Here is an 18,646-nt window from a genome sequence, read left to right as displayed (position 1 = left end):
AAGAGAATTAATTTTTCTAATAATAGTGATCCATTGAAAGGAGATACAAGCAGAAGTGAATGAATGGATGAAAGTTTATAATAAGTAATTAATTACGATTCAAGACAATAACGGAACGGCATATTTGAATCTGGAGGATGTAGCACGCGGGCTTGGTTTTACTAAAATCGAGAGAAGCGGTAACGATATTATTCGTTGGGAACGAGTAGAAAGGTATTTGAACGATTTAGGCTTTGCACCCACAAGTGGGCGCAATAGATTTATTCCTGAGAACATCTTTTACCGTCTAGCAATGAAAGCAAAGAATGCAGCAGCTGAAGCATTCCAAGCCAAAGTGGCTGATGATGGTGTTCGGGGACACCTCCCCCCGGGTCAAAAGTTTTGCAAAGTTTTCACCCTTGGGCACCGGAGGGGGGCTCGACTGGCAAGTTATTTTGTTTCTCGCGCGATACAAACAATTGGTAATAAATGTTGGTTGTTGAATAGGCAGAAACAAATGATTTAGAACAGTTACAGTCGGCGATACTGATATTGAATACAAACCATACTAAATAATATTTAAAGGAGAAGTCAAGGAGTTGGACAATCATGAAATGCCTAAGGCACCTGTCGTGGACGGAATGTCTCCGGAAGCAAAGGAAAAGCTTGAATGGTTTTTGGCCAAGGTATATTTACGCTTAATGCGAGAACAAGAAGAGAATAATGGGAATCTTACAAAGAAAGAGGATGTTCCTCGATCAGATTATTGACAGTCTATAGGCGACTAACGACTGCCAATTAGCAATGGTGTTCTAAATTTGTGCATATAAACAGTGGCGTCCATCCATAAGTTTGAGAGCAATATCGAGAATAACCTGAAGAAATCTGAAACAATATACCTTCCTCGAAATCATAACAAGTTCGTAGTCGTCCCCACTTGTGGGGATTATGAATGAACCTTGTCTTTCTATTAAGCCCTATGCACATTGTGGCTTACGCTCAAACAGAATAACGGACTATGGTTACTCAAAAAGGAGCAGCCAATAATTCAAGGATGTGTGTTCAATACAGATCCTTGTTTTGTCTTTTCCTTCATGCCCACTTGTGGGTACGGACAATTCGTGAGTGTTAAATGGGACCCTTAATATGCATCTAAGCTCCCCGTCATATTTGACGGATAGATAACCAGTACCTCTAGATGAGTTTGTGTCGATCGAGCGCTTATATACTCATTGAGTGAGTATGGAAATGTAAACCAAAGGGATACTCGTTAAGTGAGTACCTTCATATGGATGATGCATCATCTCACATGGGCTTACTATAAGTAAGGTCATTGAAGTAGAGATATGTAATGGATGGCATACCTTAAGCAGCATGTCGACTGTGCTCTCGATTGAAACGAGATCATCCTATCTAACTTTCAGTATAAAGGGGAGGGGAAGATCAAAAATTTTCAAGGGCCGTTATGATGACCGCGCATCCACTCGTGCATGAAAAAAAGTCCCCGTTAACTTCAAAGAAACATGTGTTAGTGCCCTCTGTTCAAGCATCTTCCTTTGATGTGAATCTGATGTGAAAATTGATGTGATGAGATTGCAATTCAAATGAACATAACATAAGAACAACAAAAAAAGCTTGATTTTATAGGGTTTTATAGGACTATAACAGAACACAAAAAATCAGAATTCTACCTGGTAGGGGTACAAGCCTTTGTTTTGTTGGATATGTGATGTGGAAGGTATGTTGATGGTAATATGTGACGTTCTTGAAGCAGAGAAGTTGTTCCTCCATTTCGAATCTACATGAACATAAGGGGTTTACATATTAATAACGTCTTATTCATGAATAGGACGGTAACAGAGGATTTGTTTTGGAGAAATCACAGCAAACCATTTGATTAGGTGAACAATCAATTGCTGTTCGATTATCATCATCGTCATTAATTCCTACATCAGCACGAGTACTGTTTCCTACATATAAGATTTTTGTTTTAGAAGGATCATCACCATAACCCAATAGACGGAGAGGTATAAATATGAAAAATTCCTTTAAAATGTTCTCTATTACTATAATTGTTATAGTAATCGTGGTTATAGCAGCTTTGCTGTTATTGGGACGTAACAGCCATAGTGATTTATCAGGAAGCATTTTCGAAAAAGTCGATCAATATTTGACCAATGAGAAATTTCAAGGAACCGTCCTAATTGCAAAGGAAGGTGATGTGTTATTTTCAAAAGGTTACGGATTGGCAGCCGCTGATGTACCTAACAGCCCAAGCACGCTCTATCCGATCGCTTCGTTATCGAAAACATTCACTGCAGTAGCAGTCCTGCAACTAGTAGAACAGGAACGCCTAAGCCTAGATGATGCAGTTTCGCAATACTTTCCAGACTTTCCGAAGGGAGAGTCTATTACAATAAGTCATCTACTAAGCCATAGCTCGGGAATTCCGGATTATCTAAAGCCGAATTTCAAATTCGACTACAGCCAAGAATGGAATCCATATGATATTGTAAAAACCGTTAGCGATTCTGAATTAGAATTTACCCCAGGCCAAAGCTTTCGTTATAGTAATACGGGTTATGTGATGCTAGGACTTATTATTGAAAAAGTCAGCGGACAGTCATATGCCAATTATATCGAAGAGCATATTTTTGAGCCGAGCAGCATGTTTCATTCTATGTTTACGGTTCCAGCAGGCATGCCGCAAGCGGAAGGACATATAGAAGAAAAAGTCGGGCCCTTCATGCATCATTCTGCAGCGTACGCAGCTGGAGATATTATTTCTACAGCGGAAGACTTAGAGCGGTTTGACAGAGCCTTGCGCAATCATGTGCTGATAAGCAAAGAAACATCTGAGTTGATGGGTATGACCCATGCTAAAAAGTTTCCGCATCGATATGGATATGGATGGTACACTCAAGACGTTATGGGGAAAAAAGCAGTTGGGCATCCAGGAGGATATCCAAGTGGTTTCCGCCATTATGTTGCACGGCTGATTGACGAGGATTTAACCGTGATCGTGCTCAGCAACGAGATGACGGTAAATGCAAAAAGAATCAACCGTCATCTTACATCCATCGTTCTTCAGCAGCCAATTTGGATATGGGAAGAGCGACTTTAATGACTTGATTTCCCATCGTCTCGCTATTTTGTTGTCATTGGATTTTTGAAAAAGTTGAAGGATTGGCTTGCTCTGTCAGTAGGAAATGGAAGAGACGCGAGAATCCAAACGCCAATTATGGGGTTTATTTGGATACTTAGCGTCTTTTTTGTGCAAAAAGGGTTTTTGCAGAATTAAGATCAGTATAGATGGGTCAGTGATAAACACTTGGGGACGTTTTTACGATTACCCAATCTCTGGGGAACTGATACTGTGGTTATTAGTGAAGAACGTAAGAAGATGGAAAGCTTGAATCATCGATAAGCATGAAGATAACGGAGAATGAAGCAAAGAACCGAGTTCTAGTAAATAGTTAAGGAAGCAATAAGAAGCCAGAGACCGGAGTAGGTCCTTCGTTTATAACGTAGACAATTTATTATGAAAAGGGGGATAAGACATATTTAATGATGTATGTTAATTTCAATGTTTATATACATAGACATATGTTCATATGTATTATAGCATTGGTGTTTGAACGCATTCATAAAAACACGAAAAGGGTGGAAAAAGTGAAATTAAAAAGAATCAGTTTAATTTTGTGCGCTTTGTTTATTTCAATGGTAAGTTTCCAGCAGGTGTCTTTTGCTGCAACGGATGTGCCAGGATGGGTTGTAAAAACACCTATGCCTTCTGAACGAGCGTTATTCGCATCAGCTACTGTAAACAATAAAATATATACGATAGGTGGAAGAAGTAACTCAGTAGAAAAAAATAAGGATGTTAGAGAATATGATCCCATTAATGGAACGTGGACAAGTAAAGCAAGTATGCCAGGTGCTAAATCATACTTTAAAGCTGCAGTAGTCGATGGAATTATTTATGTGGTAGGTGACTCCACAACATCGGTGTATGCTTTTGATACGGTGGCAAATACTTGGACAACTAAAGCGTCCATACCAAATGCAAGAGAAAACCTCGGAGTGGTAGAGTTAAACGGTAAGATATATGCTATTGGCGGATATGACAGAGGTAATAATATTGAAACGAATAAAGTTCATGAATATGATCCTGCTACAAACTCGTGGACAACCAAAGCTGATCTAATTAAAGGAAGGTATAATGCAACTGTTGAATCATACAATGGAAAAATATATGTGGCAGGTGGATTTAATAAAAACGATGTTTTTATAAAAGAAGTTGAAGAATATGATCCTGTCACTAATAAATGGGCAATCAAAACAATACTACCTTCTGAAAGAGCAACAGCTTCTTCAGTAGTTGTTGGAAATCAGATGTTTCTAATTGGTGGAAAAGATCAGAACTTTAAAGATATTAATACAGTTGATGTATATAATTTTACAAAAGACGAATGGACATTAATTCAACCTTTAAATTATGCCAGATATGGCTCTTCAGCTGAAGTTGTGGATAACAAAATATATGTATTAGGTGGAGGAGCAGGAGGATATTTAAATTATATTGAAGAATATGATCTATCACAACTTGGTGGCGTTGATCCAGATCCTGAACCAAATCCAAATCCAGAACCTACTGGTGACAGAGCACTTTTAACTATTACCTTAACTACAGGTCTTGAAAAAGAATATGACCTTTCTATGGCAGAAGTAAATTCATTTATTGCTTGGTACGAAGCCAAGCAAGCAGGCACAGGTACAGCATCGTATGCAATCAATAAACATAACAACAATAAAGGCCCATTTGTTAGCCGTAAAGACTATGTAATCTTTGATAAGATCCTTACGTTTGAAGTAAGTGAATACAATTTGTCTAATTAATGCTAAGCCGCTCCTCATTGGAGTGGTTTTTCTATTTAAAACTCAATAGTTGATATAAACTTACAATATCTTACTTGAAACTATTGGATAAGTGGATTAAGGTGTAATTGGAACTAATTCCTATTATTAGGAGGTTATAATAGGAAGTTCAAAAAGATGTTACTTACAGTAATTACTGCAGTATGTGTACTCTCTATGACTCAATCAGCTTTTGCACAAACAGTCTCCCCAAGAATACAAGGTATGTATGACACATGGCAAGACGCTAAACCATTGTCTAATAGTGAGATTGTTGGATTAGCACTTACAAGTGCGAATGATGTAGATTGGTTAAAATGGACCAATGATACAGGTGTCACGAAGTACGTGTTTGCATCTTTACTTATGATTGAGCCAGATAATTTTACAAACTATAATTTGGACTTTACAATTGATTATCCTGATGGAAATTCAACAGGCCCAATGCCTACACCTGATTCAGGTCCTGGTAGTACAAATCCTGATTCACTTAGCTGGTTTCAGATCCCACCTAATGCAACAGTTTATCTTAAAGTCTATGCCAAAGAAGGAGCTTTCTCTGCTAAAACATATAAACTTTATTGGGGTACTCAAGATATTTAAAACTAGGCCAATTAATAGCCGCTCCACATTGGGGCGGTATTTTATTATGCTAACGATTCACAGCTTCCAGAATAATTCTTGATCATTCAAAGATAGAATGATAGATTTGACAGTTGGAGGAGATTTTCTTGGCAAGAAGAAAAAGTAAAGCAAAACAACAAGAAGAATTAATTCAAGGGGTAACAGGATTAATCATTTTTGGGTCATTATTAGGTACATATTATTTGACCAAGTCGGTACAGGCTTCTTTGATTGCTTGTGTTCTTTCATTTGCATTATTTATTGTCGTATTGATTATCTTAGGAGTAAGAAGAACGGAACGGCTTAAAAAATCAGGCATTGCTGATATAGATAAAATGGATGGAATACAATTTGAAACGTACTTAGGTTACGTATTCAAAGCACAAGGTTATAAGGTAGCGGTAACTAAAGCTAGTGGAGATTATGGTGCTGATCTTGTTATTCAAAAAGCCAATAGAAAGATAGTTGTTCAGGCTAAACGTTATAGTAAAAATGTGGGAATAAAAGCAGTCCAAGAGGCACAAGCGGCAATTGCCCATTATTCTGCTTCTGAAGCATGGGTAGTAACAAACAGAGATTATACATCTGCTGCATATGATCTAGCGAAATCAAATAATGTGAGATTAATAAATCGAGACGAACTTGTTGAAATGATTTTAAATTTGAATCCGAAAGCAGTTCCGACGGCTAAAGTATTTATCGCTTCCACTCCTAAAGATCAATTAGTTTGTCCAAAGTGCGCAGGTAAATTAGTATTGCGAAACGGATTAAAGGGTGAGTTTTATGGTTGCAGTGCCTTTCCAAGATGTCGGTATACACAAGATATATGATTGAGGCCGCTGATAACAGTGGCTTTTTTATTTCAATAAAGAGAGGTTTATTTCTAACCTTTAAGTAGACAATAATTTTTTAAATCATGTACAATCTAGCACCTTTCTATTTACTTTAATTTTGAATGGATTTTATGTGGAAATATATAGTTTTAATTCCTAATAAAGTGACGGAAATTTATCATTGATAGAGTTGCAGTATAAGATTCTCAAAATTAGATAATAATGTTTTGATTTTATGTACTCACATTATGTAACGTCACTATGGACACAACATAACTAATGAGTAAGGAGCAACGGGAAAAATGAAGAAATCAATCAGTCTATTACTTGCAATCCTCGTTTTCACAATGTTTTTATTACCAACATCAATTTTGGCAGAGCAATCAAGTACAGCAGTGAACGGAATGCTAGGATTCTCTCCTCCAGAAGGAACATCTATTACAGCCTCACGTGTATATCAAAACAATATTGCAGCGAATGTTCTTGATGGAAATCTTGAGACTTCTTGGAACGCTGGGCTTGAATCCGGAACACTAGAACTTACTTTCCCAACAAAGGTCAGCATTTCCAAAATTCAGATAGCTGCTTCATCAGTTCCGAGAGGTTCGAAATACTCATTTACCTTTAAAGGTTTAGTAAATGGAAGTTGGGTATCCATAAATAACCCTGGTGATGGTGATGTAACATCAACAGCCGGGGGAAGTAAGATCTTCGAACCCTTTCAAGTAAATCCAGGTAGCTATGAAGGTCTAATGATAGAAGCAAAAAATGATTCTTTCTGGATTGGAATAAGTGAACTTACGTTAATTAACGAGCAGACGCCTGAAGCACCGAGTAACTTAACTGCTATAGCTGGAGATCAATCCGTTACTTTAACTTGGGATGAAGTAGAAGAATCAACTAGCTATATTGTTAAAAGAGCTGTAACCGAAGGTGGACCATACTCCACTCTTGCAACGAAATTAAGTGAAACAACTTTTACTGATATTAATGTAAAAAATGGAACAACATACTATTATGTAGTTACTGCTGTGAGAGATAATATAGAAAGTAATAACTCTATTGAAGTACAAGCAACACCACAGGCTAGTACAGCAACTTTAAACATTGAGGCAATAAAAGATAAAGTGTTGTTAAATGAAACCTTTACAGTTCAAACTGTTTTAGAGAATGTTTATAGTATCTATGCAGAAGACTTCACTATTCAGTATGATAAAACGCGTTTTCAATTGATTAAAGTAGAAGCAGTAGATCATATGGGTGTTTTTCATAATGAAGTTATTACAGATGATACAATAAGGCTTATTACAGCAAGCTTAGGTAAAGCACATGGAATCAATGACAAGGGTACCTTGGTTAACCTTACTTTTAAAGCTGTAGGATTAGGAAAAGGTAAAGTGGATGTGATAAAGGGGAAAATTGCCGATAACGGAACTACTGAAACAACGTTATCAGAAGAGAACTTGGGAGAAACAGAAATTGAAGTAATAGCAGGAAATTTTACTTTAAAGCACTTAGGGTTATTAGGGTACCATTATTACGAAGATAAATCTATATTATCAGATGACCTAGCATCATTTTTGGGAACTACAGGTAATATCTCTGAAATCGATCTTACTGAGCTAACTAAGATAATCCTTGCTAACCCTGAATATGATTTTAATAAATAAAATCCTTGCCGCTCCTATTATGGAGCGGTTTTTCATCATTTGGGATTAACCTGCTATGACTTAAAAGGATATTATACAAGAGTGGTGCAAGTAGATGCTTCGTAAATGTCTAAATGTAGTGTTTTATTTATATATGATGTTTCTCCTCATTGAGCTTGTGGTGTTCTATTGGAAGTCCGTTCATGGTGGGTGAGGGATGAAAGATAAAAAAAGCTGCCAAAAAATCAGCAGCTCCATAATAAGCCCGCATACCGCAATCCTTTACCCAACGAGTATGGTAAAAGATCAAAGCGTTTAAAGAATGCTCTAGCACTAGTTTACTTCTTCTTGCACTTCTCGCATTCACACTCGATGATGATCACGATTTTCTTCGCACAGTGCTTCTTCTCTTTTTTATCTTTCTTTTTCTTGCAATCTTTTTTCTTATGATCATCGCATTTTTTATGTTTCTTGTGCTTTTTCTCTTTGCACGGATCGTATTCTTCATCATCGTCATCATCTTCTTCGTAATCTTCTTCGTAATCTTCTTCACACTTGTGATGATGCTTCTTCTTGCAAGGGTCATAATCATGGCATCTCTTTCTATGATCGTAGCCGTATCCCATGCATGGCACCTCCTTGTCCAGTGGTTGCTATATTCTATTCGCAGCTCGTTCTTTTGCTTGAGAGAGCTGTCTATTCCGAGTGAAAATAGGTTAGTCCACTACGCAGTGCAAGGAGAAAAACAGACAAGTGAGAGGAGGCCCAAAGCAGGGAGCGAATTCGGGTATGAAAAAAGCCTGTCTATCAGGAAAGATAAACAGGCTTAAGATAACGAATGTATTGCGAAATCAATCTACTTGGAACATTAAAGCATGTGGGTATGACCCTGTACCCATACGGCTTGAATATCAAAATCAGCATTTGTCAGCACTAGATCAGCTTGCTTGCCGACTTCAATGCTGCCGGTTACATGATCGATGCCGATCTGCTTTGCGGCATTGTAGCTTGCCAGCTTGGAAGCTTCTTCTACAGGAAGTCCCAGATGAGTCATCACGAACTTAAGCGCGCCGATCATCGTCAATGTGCTGCCTGCCAAGGAGCCGCCTTCTGCAAGACGAGCCACGCCTTCCTTAACCGTAACGTTAAGTCCGCCAAGGGAATAACCCTCGCCGTCTGGCATGCCTGCTGCAGACATCGCATCTGTAATGAGGACGAGCTTGCCTGGCGCTTTAGCACGATGCAGAATCTTAATGACGGCAGGATGCACGTGATGTCCGTCTGCAATGACTTCAGCTGTAATGCGATCGTCCGACAATACAGCACCCGCGGTGCCTGGATTGCGATGGTTGATTGGCGTCATGGCATTAAAGGTATGGACCGCTTGGTTCAAGCCGGCATTAACGGCAACTTCGATCTGGTCGTAGGTGGCATCGGTATGCGCTGCGGCAACATTAATGCCATGCGCACGGCACCAGCGAATCGCTTCAAGCGCCATATTGCGTTCAGGAGCAAGGCTTAGCTGCTTCATTACGCCAGGGTAGCGCTCGTGCCAGTCCTGAAGCCAGTCGATTTGCGGGTCCATCATGTAAGCATCGTTTTGCGCACCTTTATACTTCGGATTCACAAACGGACCTTCGAGATGAAGACCTGCCAGCTGTGTATACTTCGATCCGCTCTTCTGATAAGCGTCGACAGCGGATACGACAGCGTCCAGCGCCTCACGGGATTGGGTCATCGAAGTGGCAAGCATGGCTGTTGTGCCGTGCTCCATATGGAACTTGGTAATCGTGTCATAGGCTTCCGCTGTCGCATCCATAAAGTCTGCGCCTGCACCGCCATGCACGTGAATATCGATAAATCCTGGAAGCACATATCCGTTCTTCGCATCAATAGCTTCAGGAAGATAAGCTTGCTCTTTCCCGGTCAGCTGAGAAGCCGTACCGATATAGGCTATGCGACCATTCTCTACGTGAACGACCGCATCATGAAGCACACCAGAGAGCGTAACTACGCGAGCATTCTTAATCGTAAAGGTTGAATTAGCCATGGAATTTTGTTGATGCCTCCTTGTCGAGAAGTACGACTACATTAGGATGCGTTTGAAGCAAGGATGCTGGAACCTCTGTTGTTACAGGGCCAGTCAAGGCACGATGTACAATCTCCGCTTTTTCCTTGCCGCGAACGACAAGCATAATCATTTTTGCTTTTAGGATGGAGCCGATTCCCATCGTTACAGCATGAGTAGGAACTTCATCAATGGAATTAAAGAAGCGTGCATTCGCCTGACGAGTATCTTCTTTCAACGTCACAATATGAGTGCCAGCATGAAGCTGAGAGTTCGGCTCATTGAACGCGATATGACCGTTATGACCGATCCCCAGAATCTGAAGATCAATGGATTCCTTCGCGAGCGCTTCATCATACTCTTTGCAGGCTGCTTCCAAGTCATCTGCCATGCCGTTTGGCACATGCGTATTCGCTTTATCAATATCAACATGATTGAACAATTGATTGTCCATAAAGGCGCGATAGGTTTCTTTGTGGCCTTCAGGCAAGCCTACATATTCGTCCAAGTTGTACGTGCGGACATTTTTGAAGCTCACATAGCCTTTTTGATTCAAGCGAATCAGCTCTTGATAAATGCCGATTGGCGTACTTCCTGTTGCCAGGCCGAGCACGGCGCTAGGCTTTGTCTGGATAAGGCTTGCAAAGATGCCTGCTGCAATCTGGTCCAATTCCTCGTTCGTGTTAAACGTCATGATGTTCACTATGAATTACCTCCCTTTATCTTTACGGTACTTGCGTACCAGGTGATACGAATGCTCAAGCTTCGGAATATGCTCATCGAACTTCTCGCTAACCATGCCGGCAAATATAATATCAATGACATGCAGCTGCGCAATTCGCGATGCCATATCGCCGCGCCGCATTCCTTCTTCTAATGAAGAAGCGAAGAGATTGATATCTGCCACACTTGCTAGAGTACTGGAGCCGACCTTTGTCAGGGATATGGTGATGGCTCCCTGCTCCTTCGCGCATTGAAGCGAATCAATGGTCTCTAGCGTCTCGCCAGAATACGAGATGCCAATGGCTACGTCCTGCGGGCTAAGGTTCGCAGCAGAGGTGACCTGCATATGCGGATCGGGAAAGGCAGTAGCCTGCTTGCCAATCCGAATGAGCTTCTGATAGAAGTCCATCGCGACAATGCCGGAGGTCGCTACGCCGTACAGATCGATGCGGCCTGCTTGATTCAAGGCGCGGATGGCCTGTTCGAGCGCTTGAAGATCCATCAATCGGGTCGTATCCGAGATAGACCTAAGATGATTCTGTTCCATGGCAGATACGATCTCGGCAAGCGGATTGCCTGCGATGATGTCTTGATACGTCATCGGAGCGGCAGCCTGCGCAAGATCAAGTGCAAGCTTCGTCTTGAAGTCCGGATAGCCTCGGAAATTCATGCTCTTGCAGAAGCGGCTAACCGTTGCTGCTGATGTGCCTGACTGCTCAGCAAGCTCTGTGATGCCCATTGTCACTACATTACCCGGATGATGCAGAATGTAGTCAGCGAGCTTGCGTTCTTGCTGATGAAGCTGCTCCAGTTCTTGCTTGATTGCGTGTAGAATGCTTGACATCATCATCATCCAATCTTTTATGCCGATACGGAAAAAATTTTAATTAAACTTTACTTATTCATGAAAATAATTTTTAAGATCACTCTCATCATATAAGAGTTATGCCTGTACTGCAAGGGATAACGGGATTTTGTCACTCTTTGTTTAGAAAGCCCTTTATTTCTTTATTGGATCTCTCCCTGCAGCTGGCGTTGGTCGCGGAATTGCCGCGGGGACAGTCCCAGCCGATTTTTGAAGGTGCGGTGAAAATAGGTATAGCTTTGGAAGCCGCAAAGTTCTGCAATCTGCTCTAAGGACATGTATTCATGCTGGATACGCTCGCAGGCAAGTGCAATTCTTGCATCAATGGCATAATCCATAATGGATTGCTGGAACTCTGCTTTGAAGATATGAGCTGCGCGCGAGGCGCTGAGCTCCACGCTCTCGGCAACATCGTTGACCGTAAAGCTCTCAATAAGATTGCGATCGATATATTGCTTCATTTCATGGGCAATCCTCGTTGTGCGGATATCAATGTTCTCAATGCTCGTCTGCTTAAGCTTCCGATCGAACATCTGAAATAGTGCAAATGTCAAGTACATAACAATATCGTTCATGTGCATCTCCTGCAGGCGCTGCTCCTGCATAATCTCTCTCCACAGCGTCAGCATGCGGTCATCGAGCGCATGAGCGGACAGTGAGGCAGGCTGATGCTCGTCCCACCAAGCATCGAGCCAAGGGCCATTGATAATGAAGTAGTAATCGAAGCTGTGCACCTTCGACAGCGGTTCGAGCTTGACCGGATCTTTATAGCCGATGCGAAGATCATACGACTGCCCTGGATGAAGCATCAACAGATGCCCAGGGCTCATGGCCACATACTGATCTCCCACGGCAATATGGGCAGAGCCCTCGATCTGAAGGCGGATCAGGTAGTGCTTCAGCGTGGGGATCGCCATATGCATCGGCTTGCGATGTCTGGCATAGCCCGCATACAGACGACTGAAGGCCGTATGAAGGGGTGGCGACAGGCTCATAGCGTCATGCTCCTTTTTTCTAAGAATCGCGTTATTTTGTAAGTATTATAGCATGCGATAGCAGAATTGTTCATGTTAAGGGTGTATCCTTCATACCAATCTGCGGATAGCTATGGCACAATGTAATCGTTCTCTTGCAAGCCTTTTCATAAATGGCGATATTGGATAACGATAAGAGGTGGGTTTATTCATGCGTATTGGATTGCAGTTGTATACCGTTCGTGATGAGATGGAGAAGGATTTTGTCGGCACATTGGAAAAAGTAGCGGCAATGGGTTATGAAGGAGTAGAGTTTGCCGGATATGGTGGCTTGACACCAGCCGAGCTGTCTTCTACGCTGAAGCGCTTGAACTTGAAGGCAGTTGGCAGCCATATTGGACTTGATCAGCTGATGAACCATCTGGATGAGCAGGTGGACATGAACAAAGCCATCGGCAACGAATACCTCGTCTGCCCATGGATCGCAAAAGAACAATACGAGACGAAGGAAGCTCTTGCCAAGACGGTCTCCTTGCTGACAGATGCAGCTGCGCGCGTACAACAACACGGCATGAAGATCGGTTATCACAACCATGCATTTGAGCTGGAACACGAAGTGGACGGCAAGACCGTTTTGGAGCAAATCTTTGAGCTTGCCCCTCAAGTTGTGACAGAATTAGACGTATGCTGGGTACAATACAGTGGTCATGATCCGCTTGCATGGATCGAACGCTATCAAGGCCGGCTGCCATTTGTGCACTTCAAGGATCTTGCCATTGCAGAAGATGGCTCTCCAGTCACAATGGAGCTTGGCAAAGGAACGCTGGATCTGGTGAGCGTGGCTCAAACAGCCAAGGCTGCTGGTGCTGAATGGCTGATCGTGGAACAGGACTTCACGCAGCGGGGCTCCCTTGAGAGTGTGGAAGCGAGCCTGCAATGGATCAAGGATAATTTGAAGGATTTATAAAGCATGGACTGCAATAAAATGCACATGAGAATGTGCAGGAATTGCAGACAGCAATCTTAAGGGACATCAGCCTTTCATCTTCGCATGTCCATCATTGCGAATATTGCATGTACATGAAGCAATAGATTTAACCATAACATTCTATTCCTAATTGGAGGGTATTCATATGTCAAAAACATTTCGTATTGCAATTATCGGTTGCGGGGGTATCGCTAACGGCAAGCACATGCCAGCATTGTCCAAGCGCCCAAATGCTCAAATGGTCGCATTCTGCGATATCATCGAGGAGCGCGCTGTTGAAGCAAAAGAGAAGTATGGCGCTGAAGGTGCCAAAGTGTACACCGATTATCAGGAATTGCTGAAGGACAAAACGATTGATATCGTTCACGTCTGTACGCCAAACGATTCTCATGCGGAGATTGCGATTGCAGCGCTGGAGAGCGACAAGCATGTAATGTGCGAGAAGCCAATGGCGAAGACAGCGGCCGACGCTAGACGCATGGTGGAAGCGGCTGAACGTACAGGCAAGAAGCTGACTGTCGGTTATAACAATCGTTTCCGCAGCGACAGCCAATACCTGAAGAAAGTGTGCGAGGACGGCACGCTTGGCGAGGTTTACTACGCGAAGGCCCATGCGATTCGCCGCCGCGCTGTTCCTACATGGGGCGTATTCTTGGATGAAGAGAAGCAAGGCGGAGGTCCGCTCATCGATATCGGTACGCATGCGCTTGACCTGACGCTGTGGATGATGGACAACTATGAGCCGGCGGTTGTACTCGGCAGCTCCTTCCATAAGCTTGGCGGCAAAGAGAATGCGGCGAATTCTTGGGGGCCGTGGGATCCTGCGAAGTTCACGGTCGAGGACTCTGCTTTTGGCATGATCAAGATGAAGAACGGCGCAACGATTGTGCTTGAGTCGAGCTGGGCGATTAACATGACGCAGATTGGCGAAGCAAAATGTACCCTTTGCGGAACAGAAGGCGGAGCTGACATGTGGGATGGACTGAATATCAACGGCGAGAAGCACAGCCGTCTCTATGAACAAAAGATCGAGCTGAATGCTGGCGGCGTAGCGTTCTATGACGGAGAGACCATTCGCGATATTGATCTTGAAATGCAGCTGTGGCTGGAAGCGATCGAGCAGGATAAAGACCCAGTGGTAACGCCGAAGCAGGCTTGCGTGGTATCTGAGATTCTAGAGGCGATCTATGAGTCTGCCCGCACAGGTCAAGCGGTAGTATTTGAATAAGGAATCAGGCAGGGTTAGAACAATAGAATAGATCATGGTGTTCTAAACGATCTATATAGAAGGAAGCAAAGCGGGCAGAAGAATCCGGACCATACGATTGAGGGCCAACTTTGTTGAGCGGCAGTCGGCAGGATCTTCTGCCTTGCACGTGAATAGAAGAATTGAGGAGCAGGAGGGTTTATAATGAAACTTGGCGTATTTACTGTACTTTATGGACAACTATCGCTTGAAGAGGCTCTGGATACGATTGCTGCAAAAGGAGTTGAGGCGGTGGAGATCGGCTGCGGCGGCTATCCCGGCAACAAGCATTGCAATCCGCATGAGCTGTTGAAGGATGAGGCGAAGCTTCAAGCCTTCAAGCATGCGATTGATTCGCGCTCCATGACGATCAGTGCGCTTAGCGCGCACGGCAATATGCTTCACCCGCAAAAAGACATTGCACAGGCGTTTCATGATGATTTGATCGCGACCATTGATCTTGCGGCGAAGCTTGGTGTCCCTGTCGTGAATACGTTCTCCGGCTGTCCAGGCGATCATGAGGGAGCGAAATATCCGAACTGGCCGATCGCGCCTTGGCCGAATGACTTCACAGAAGTGCTCAATTGGCAGTGGTCAGAGAAGGTCATTCCATATTGGAAGGAAGTAGGAAAATATGCTGAGGAGCGCGGCATCAAGATTGGGCTGGAGCTGCACGGCGGTTTCTCGGTGCACTCCCCAGCAACACTGCTTCGCCTTCGTGAGGCAGTAGGCGATGTGATAGGCGCGAACCTTGACCCTAGCCATATGTGGTGGCAGGGCATTGATCCTGTGCAAGCTATTCGCATCCTTGGCAGAGAAAATGCGATTCATCATTTCCATGCGAAGGATACCACGATTGATCCAATCAATGTGAATATGCATGGCGTAACAGACATGCAGCCTTATACAAAGATGCTGGATCGGGCATGGCAGTTCCGTACAGTTGGATACGGCCATGATGCCAAGACTTGGGCGGATATCATTAGCGAGCTGCGCCTGGTCGGCTATGATTATGTGATTAGCATCGAGCATGAGGATGGGCTGATGTCCATCGACGAAGGCTTTACCAAAGCCGTTCAGGCGCTTCAGCCGCTCTTGATGAAGGAGCCGCTTGGCGAGATGTGGTGGGTGTAATCGAATCACCCTGCATGGCTGTAATAAGGAAGGAGTAATGAATGAATGTCACAACCTATTAGCGTAACGGTATGGAATGAGAACCGTCATGAGAAGCATAATCCGAAGGTAGCAGAAATCTATCCAGAAGGCATTCATCATGCGATCGGTGCGCCGTTGGCAGATGCTTATCGCATTCAGTATGCGACATTGGATATGCCAGAGCACGGCTTGACCGAGCAGGTGCTTCAGGATACGGATGTCCTGATCTGGTGGGGGCACATGGCCCATCAAGAGGTTAGTGAGGACATCGTAGAACGCGTATACCAGCGCGTGATGCATGGCATGGGACTGATTGTGCTTCACTCCGGACACTTCTCGAAGATCTTCAAGAAGCTTATGGGGACCTCCTGTGATCTTAAGTGGCGCGAAGCAAACGATAAGGAGCGCTTATGGGTGGTATCTCCTGGTCATCCTATTGCCGAAGGCTTGGGCGAATACTTTGAGCTTCCGGAAGAGGAAATGTACGGCGAGCACTTTGACATTCCAGCACCGGATGAGCTAGTATTTGTAAGCTGGTTCACGGGCGGCGAGGTCTTCCGAAGCGGGTGCTGCTATCAGCGCGGCATGGGCAAGGTATTCTATTTCCGTCCAGGACATGAGACTTACCCTACTTATCATGACAGCAATGTGCAGCGTGTCATTCGCAATGCCGTAGAATGGACGAAGCCTGTTCAGCGTCCATATCCGAGCTATGGCAATGCCAAGCCGCTTGAACCCCTGCCGCAGCAATAATCAGAAGCAGGGATTCTCATGACAACTCGTTCAGCATGGTGAGAAATGCACAGCACAGGATTGATATGAAAGGTTCGTTTAGATACCTAGCCGATTATGTATAATCCTCGTAATGAGGATAGGAGCCTGTAGAGAAGGGCTATAAGCAAACACCGATTCAACTCTTGTTTAATGAGTGATTCGGTGTTTGTTTTTTTTGATAATTTGGCTGGAGACAGCAAATTCCCTCAATTCACAGCGTTATTCCTGCAAATATCCCTTTTTTCATCCTCTTAGCTCGATTTAATCGCGTTGCACGAGCGAATTGGGTTATGACATAATCAAATAATATGTCAATTGATAGATAAGCATCGATGCTCTGCAGAAGATGGGAAAGGGGATTGGAATGGAACAGCAAGGAGCGGTTAAGCATACGTTGGCAGGAATTCAATGGCTGTTCTTCATGTTTGCCAATACGATTGTAATTCCATTGACGATTGGGCATGCTTTTGACTTGAGCAGTGGAGATATTGCCACTTCTATACAGCGTGCCTTCATCCTGACAGGAACAGCCTCCTTGCTACAGGTATGGATCGGACATCGCTGGATTCTGCTCGAAGGCCAATCAGGATTATGGTGGGGGGTTATCATTAGTCTGTGCGCGTCAGCGCCTTCTATGGGCTTGAGCCTGCCAGAGGTCGGCGCTTCGATGATAACCGGAATTGTATTGAGCGGGATTACCATTATTGTGATGGGGCTGTTTGGGGTCGGAGATCGAATCAAAAAGTGGTTTACGCCTCATGTCATGTTTGTCATCATCTTTCTTATTGCCTCACAGTTGATCTTCATATTCGCGAAGGGCATGCTTGGCTTAAATGCAGAAGCAACGGTTCATCCCATGACCTCGCTCTTTATACTGGCTGTGATCGTGCTTGTGCTGCTGCTGACGCTAGCGGGGCCCGCTAAGCTGCGCAACTTTGCGATATTGATCGGTATCATCGTGGGGTGGATCTTCTACACGCTCATTTTTGGCACGGAGGCGCAATCCTTTGATGGCGGAGGGCAGCTGTGGACGCCTTTTACATGGGGAAGCCCATGGGAAGTCCCGCTTAATGGCGGAATTGTGGCTGTAACCTATTTGACAGGCTTGTTGAACCTGTCCAATACGATGGCTGCCATGAAGGGATCTGCTCAGCTATTTGGCTCAGAGCCTGCCCCAAGGCAATACCGGGGCGGATTTATCGTGACCGGATTCATGAATATTTTAGCGGGGATATTCGGCGTCGTTCCTTACGGAACCTATGCATCAACGATCGGATTTTTGCAGGCTACGCGAATACTCAACCGCATTCCGTTTATGATTGGCGCCTCAGGCTTAATTTTGTTCGGATTTGTTCCGCAGCTGGCGGAATTCTTCTCTACTCTTCCATTAACGGTGGGCAATGCCGTGCTCTTTGTTGCTTATCTGAGCATGATGAATTCGGCACTGACGCAGCTAAGAGGAATCACCTTTACCTCGCGTACCATATACCGAGTCGCACTGCCGGCGTTTATTGGGCTCTCGTGGATGACTTTCCCGAGCACGGTATGGACCGAGGTGCCGCTGCTGATTCAGCCGCTGATCTCTAACGGCTTGCTGCTGGGCATCATCCTTACGCTGCTTGTGAACCATCTTATCCCGTGGGATCGGATGGAGGAGCAGGACCGCAAGGAAAGCCAGAAGGCTGAGAAACCAGAGAAACCAGAGAAAACAGAGAAGCCAGCCATAGCTGAAGCAAAAAGCGGATAAGTAAAGCAGGAGAGGTCAGTCAGCTGGCCTTCCTGCTTTTTTTATTTCTATGATCCATTCTCATAAAGAGGCCTTTTTGCAAGCTTAAGGATAATTAGATCAAG

At 43.8% G+C, this 18,646-nt stretch carries 17 protein-coding genes; 12 read left to right on the top strand and 5 right to left on the bottom strand.

All coding sequences use genetic code 11. From position 1 onward, the window contains the following. Positions 1-91: 91 nt before the first annotated feature. The 7 genes from B9Y93_RS25270 (at position 92) to B9Y93_RS20015 (ending at position 8,023) form a co-directional block, all read left to right on the top strand. Positions 92-505 carry a BRO family protein gene (locus B9Y93_RS25270; RefSeq protein WP_139829202.1) on the top strand — a complete coding sequence of 138 codons (414 nt, stop codon included), beginning with the start codon at positions 92-94 and terminating at the stop codon, positions 503-505. Between the two features lie 73 nt (positions 506-578). Further along, positions 579-749 carry a hypothetical protein gene (locus B9Y93_RS24690; protein WP_176228988.1) on the top strand — a complete coding sequence of 57 codons (171 nt, stop codon included), beginning with the start codon at positions 579-581 and terminating at the stop codon, positions 747-749. A gap of 1,265 nt (positions 750-2,014) precedes the next feature. After that, positions 2,015-3,103 carry a serine hydrolase domain-containing protein gene (locus B9Y93_RS20035; protein ID WP_085497537.1) on the top strand — a complete coding sequence of 363 codons (1,089 nt, stop codon included), beginning with the start codon at positions 2,015-2,017 and terminating at the stop codon, positions 3,101-3,103. Positions 3,104-3,651: 548 nt separating this feature from the next. Then, on the top strand, positions 3,652-4,878 hold the full coding sequence (locus B9Y93_RS20030; protein WP_176228987.1) for a Kelch repeat-containing protein: 1,227 nt from the start codon (positions 3,652-3,654) through the stop codon (positions 4,876-4,878). Between the two features lie 156 nt (positions 4,879-5,034). Further along, positions 5,035-5,499 (top strand): hypothetical protein, encoded by a 465-nt coding sequence (locus tag B9Y93_RS20025; protein WP_085497533.1) that lies wholly within the window; start codon positions 5,035-5,037, stop codon positions 5,497-5,499. Between the two features lie 128 nt (positions 5,500-5,627). Beyond that, positions 5,628-6,350 (top strand): restriction endonuclease, encoded by a 723-nt coding sequence (locus tag B9Y93_RS20020; RefSeq protein WP_085497531.1) that lies wholly within the window; start codon positions 5,628-5,630, stop codon positions 6,348-6,350. A 305-nt stretch (positions 6,351-6,655) separates the two neighbouring features. Next, complete coding sequence (locus B9Y93_RS20015) at positions 6,656-8,023, top strand: cohesin domain-containing protein (protein ID WP_085497529.1); 1,368 nt, start codon at positions 6,656-6,658, stop codon at positions 8,021-8,023. 317 nt (positions 8,024-8,340) lie between these two features. Here B9Y93_RS20015 and B9Y93_RS20010 read toward each other — a convergent pair whose 3' ends face one another. The 5 genes from B9Y93_RS20010 to B9Y93_RS19990 form a co-directional block, all read right to left on the bottom strand. Continuing rightward, entirely contained in the window at positions 8,341-8,628 is a 288-nt protein-coding gene (locus B9Y93_RS20010; RefSeq protein WP_085497528.1) for a hypothetical protein, read from the bottom strand. Between the two features lie 242 nt (positions 8,629-8,870). Continuing rightward, positions 8,871-10,052, bottom strand: a complete 1,182-nt coding sequence (gene nagA / locus B9Y93_RS20005) for an N-acetylglucosamine-6-phosphate deacetylase (protein WP_085497526.1) — start codon at positions 10,050-10,052, stop codon at positions 8,871-8,873. Beyond that, complete coding sequence (gene nagB / locus B9Y93_RS20000) at positions 10,045-10,773, bottom strand: glucosamine-6-phosphate deaminase (protein WP_085497523.1); 729 nt, start codon at positions 10,771-10,773, stop codon at positions 10,045-10,047. The genes nagA and nagB overlap by 8 nt, the downstream gene beginning before the upstream one ends. Before the next feature lie 6 nt (positions 10,774-10,779). Continuing rightward, complete coding sequence (locus tag B9Y93_RS19995; protein ID WP_085497520.1) at positions 10,780-11,637, bottom strand: MurR/RpiR family transcriptional regulator; 858 nt, start codon at positions 11,635-11,637, stop codon at positions 10,780-10,782. A gap of 164 nt (positions 11,638-11,801) precedes the next feature. Continuing rightward, entirely contained in the window at positions 11,802-12,653 is an 852-nt protein-coding gene (locus tag B9Y93_RS19990) for an AraC family transcriptional regulator (protein ID WP_085497518.1), read from the bottom strand. 190 nt (positions 12,654-12,843) lie between these two features. Here B9Y93_RS19990 and B9Y93_RS19985 point away from each other — a divergent pair, with 190 nt between their 5' ends. From B9Y93_RS19985 to B9Y93_RS19965, 5 genes are all read left to right on the top strand, one after another. Then, positions 12,844-13,599 (top strand): sugar phosphate isomerase/epimerase family protein, encoded by a 756-nt coding sequence (locus B9Y93_RS19985; protein ID WP_085497516.1) that lies wholly within the window; start codon positions 12,844-12,846, stop codon positions 13,597-13,599. Between the two features lie 166 nt (positions 13,600-13,765). Next, complete coding sequence (locus B9Y93_RS19980) at positions 13,766-14,848, top strand: Gfo/Idh/MocA family protein (RefSeq protein ID WP_139829199.1); 1,083 nt, start codon at positions 13,766-13,768, stop codon at positions 14,846-14,848. A gap of 183 nt (positions 14,849-15,031) precedes the next feature. Then, positions 15,032-16,000, top strand: coding sequence for a sugar phosphate isomerase/epimerase family protein (locus B9Y93_RS19975; protein WP_085497514.1), 969 nt, complete (start codon positions 15,032-15,034; stop codon positions 15,998-16,000). Positions 16,001-16,045: 45 nt separating this feature from the next. Next, positions 16,046-16,774 carry a ThuA domain-containing protein gene (locus B9Y93_RS19970; RefSeq protein WP_085497512.1) on the top strand — a complete coding sequence of 243 codons (729 nt, stop codon included), beginning with the start codon at positions 16,046-16,048 and terminating at the stop codon, positions 16,772-16,774. 385 nt (positions 16,775-17,159) lie between these two features. Then, a complete protein-coding gene (locus B9Y93_RS19965) occupies positions 17,160-18,542 on the top strand; it encodes a uracil/xanthine transporter (RefSeq protein WP_085497510.1) in 1,383 nt (460 codons plus the stop codon). The last annotated feature ends 104 nt before the right edge of the window (positions 18,543-18,646 follow it).

It is taken from the genome of Paenibacillus aquistagni (genome assembly GCF_900177815.1).
In the GTDB taxonomy this organism is placed as follows: Bacteria; Bacillota; Bacilli; order Paenibacillales; family Paenibacillaceae; genus Paenibacillus_B; species Paenibacillus_B aquistagni.
The sequence above is the reverse complement of the archived record's forward strand: the minus strand, read 5'-3'. Positions and strand labels throughout refer to the sequence as shown.

Excerpts from the sequence above, each read along its gene's own strand:
- B9Y93_RS20035 (WP_085497537.1), top strand. The coding sequence starts at position 2,015 with ATGAAAAATTCCTTTAAAATGTTCTCTATTACTATAATTGTTATAGTA.
- B9Y93_RS20025 (WP_085497533.1), top strand. The coding sequence starts at position 5,035 with ATGTTACTTACAGTAATTACTGCAGTATGTGTACTCTCTATGACTCAA.
- B9Y93_RS20015 (WP_085497529.1), top strand. The coding sequence starts at position 6,656 with ATGAAGAAATCAATCAGTCTATTACTTGCAATCCTCGTTTTCACAATG.
- B9Y93_RS20010 (WP_085497528.1), bottom strand. The coding sequence starts at position 8,628 with ATGGGATACGGCTACGATCATAGAAAGAGATGCCATGATTATGACCCT.
- nagA (WP_085497526.1), bottom strand. The coding sequence starts at position 10,052 with ATGGCTAATTCAACCTTTACGATTAAGAATGCTCGCGTAGTTACGCTC.
- B9Y93_RS19995 (WP_085497520.1), bottom strand. The coding sequence starts at position 11,637 with ATGTCAAGCATTCTACACGCAATCAAGCAAGAACTGGAGCAGCTTCAT.
- B9Y93_RS19990 (WP_085497518.1), bottom strand. The coding sequence starts at position 12,653 with ATGAGCCTGTCGCCACCCCTTCATACGGCCTTCAGTCGTCTGTATGCG.
- B9Y93_RS19985 (WP_085497516.1), top strand. The coding sequence starts at position 12,844 with ATGCGTATTGGATTGCAGTTGTATACCGTTCGTGATGAGATGGAGAAG.
- B9Y93_RS19980 (WP_139829199.1), top strand. The coding sequence starts at position 13,766 with ATGTCAAAAACATTTCGTATTGCAATTATCGGTTGCGGGGGTATCGCT.
- B9Y93_RS19975 (WP_085497514.1), top strand. The coding sequence starts at position 15,032 with ATGAAACTTGGCGTATTTACTGTACTTTATGGACAACTATCGCTTGAA.
- B9Y93_RS19970 (WP_085497512.1), top strand. The coding sequence starts at position 16,046 with ATGTCACAACCTATTAGCGTAACGGTATGGAATGAGAACCGTCATGAG.
- B9Y93_RS19965 (WP_085497510.1), top strand. The coding sequence starts at position 17,160 with ATGGAACAGCAAGGAGCGGTTAAGCATACGTTGGCAGGAATTCAATGG.